This is a genomic window from Sutterella sp. (assembly GCF_030539355.1).
GTDB lineage: Bacteria > Pseudomonadota > Gammaproteobacteria > Burkholderiales > Burkholderiaceae_F > Sutterella.
Genome location: NZ_JAUNSF010000201.1, coordinates 1 through 1,601, shown reverse-complemented (window position 1 = coordinate 1,601; position 1,601 = coordinate 1). Strand labels below are relative to the sequence as shown.

Below are 1,601 nucleotides of genomic sequence, written 5' to 3'. Positions count from 1 at the left end.
CGCCAACTGAACAGCTGTTCAGTTGGCGGCTGTACCGGAATTTGGGAAATTCACGGTCGTGAACTTGGATTTCGCCGTGACTTTCGCGCCGTCAGTGATCGTGGTCGTTCCGGGAAGGTCTTTCACAGTTTCGAAGACCGTCTCCGTTGTGCTGTCATCGTACGTCTCGGCAGCGGCAGTGCCCGCGCCGAACAGACCGACCGCCGCGGCGACGGCGGCAATGACTGTCTTCGTGCCCTTCTTCTGCACGGAGGCGGTGAGTTCGTTCACCGCCATGAGCGCCCCGCGGGCCTTCGAGAAGATGACGCGGTATGTTCTGTTCATGATTCGCCTCCCATATAGTTGAATCATCACGACGCCCTCGCCCGGGCGTTCATGTTCTGCGTCATCCCGTCCGTCCCCTCCTTCTCAGGCGGAGGGGGAAATGCGTCACACGAACGGGATCCGGCCTGCCGCCATGTCCTTTCACGAGCGTCTTTTCCCTGGAAATCTGAATGTCCCGGGAGGGTTTTGACAACAGGGCTCGAGGTCCTGCGGCGGCACAGTCTTAACTGCCAACGTAGCGCAGGGAATGTCTTTTGTCTACAGGAGTTTTCGCTGATCCTCGAATTCGTATTTGATCCGGCGCGGGTTAGTCAGGGGGCGTTGCCGGACAGGCATGAGATGTTGTTTTGAAATCACTTGAAGGAGGCTTCCGGGACAAAAAATCGGCCCGGAGAGATATCGTCTTCAGTCCGACGGAAGAAAGTTCCGGGAAAAGCAAGGCCCGCCGGAGCCGGAGCGGCTGCGACGGGCCTCTGGAGGATGTCAGGAGGGCAGGGCGTCAGAACCCGCGGCCGCGGATGCCGATCTCCCAGTCGAGCGGATCGCCCTCGTAGCGCACGGAGCCGCGGCGCGAGAAGTCCGCGTCGCCCGCGCGGCGCGAGAGGAAGGGTTCGAGAAGCTTGAGAAGGGCGTCGCCGCGGGCCTGGATGCCGTTTGTCTGCGCCGCCTCGGCGCAGCGGTCCTTCCAGTCGTCCGCGTGGTCGTAAAGCTCGTAGAGCGCGTCGGCCCAGGGGCGGCACTCCTCCTCGGAGGGCAGCACGAGCCAGCTTTCGTTGCCCTGGCGGTTCGTCGCCGGGGCGTCGAGCGTGATGCCGCCCTTGCCCACGGCCTCGGGCATGCCGCCGCTCGTCGAGGCGAGCACCGGGATGCCGTTCATCACGGCCTCGGTGCAGACGCGCCCCCAGCTCTCGTACCAGAGGGACGGCGCGAGAAGCACCTTCGTCTGCGCGTAGATCTCGCTCACCTCATAGGTGGCGGGCGTGAGGAAGATGTTCTGGAAGGTGTGCTTGCCGAAGGCCGAGCCGATCGGGCCGCCCGGCTGCTTCAGGGTCTCGAGGGCCTTGGCGAACTTCTTGCGTGTCTCGACCACCATGAAGGGGATGTCGGGGCGCTCCTTGTTGGCCATCATCAGGATGCGCGCCACCACCGCGGCGCCCTTGGCGAAGGCCGGGTTGATGAAGGTCACCATCCTCGGGTTGCGGTGCTTCGCGAGCACGTGACCGGGGTTGATGAAGTTGCCGATCGGGTGCACCGTGAGACCGTCGTCCTTTTTGTAG

The 1,601-nt window shown here is 63.3% G+C and carries 2 protein-coding genes; both read right to left on the bottom strand.

Annotation, left to right across the window (positions count from 1 at the left end):
• Positions 1-18: 18 nt before the first annotated feature.
• Positions 19-324 carry an ESPR domain-containing protein gene (locus Q4F91_RS13525; RefSeq protein ID WP_303338255.1) on the bottom strand — a complete coding sequence of 102 codons (306 nt, stop codon included), beginning with the start codon at positions 322-324 and terminating at the stop codon, positions 19-21.
• Positions 325-823: 499 nt separating this feature from the next.
• A partial coding sequence (locus Q4F91_RS13520; RefSeq protein ID WP_303338254.1) for a glycosyltransferase occupies positions 824-1,601 on the bottom strand: 778 nt, incomplete at its 5' end.